We start from the raw sequence: 271 nt of genomic DNA on the forward strand, positions 1-271 counted from the left end.
GTAAGCAAATCTAAAAAAAGACGTTTTTTTGGCGGTATTTTTATTGCCCTACTTAATGTCTTGCCATTGCCTTATTGGGTGTATATAAGCGTTACGTTTTCTGTCTTTGGATGGTTTTCGTTTGGTACGCCAGAATTGTTTGCTGCCGTATTCGCTTCTGGGTTAGGAACCTTTATTATGCTCGCGTTATACATTCAGTTTTTTAAGCGAAAAGAGACCTCACAAAACACCCCGCCTAAAGTAAATATGAACTACATTATTGGTGGCATTA

At 38.0% G+C, this 271-nt stretch carries 1 pseudogene; it reads left to right on the forward strand.

Annotated elements, in window-relative coordinates:
- Positions 1 to 271, forward strand: a pseudogene (locus ACY2RS_RS15610) (lysine transporter LysE); the annotation flags it as partial.

This window comes from Patiriisocius sp. 208BN25-11 (genome assembly GCF_058147145.1).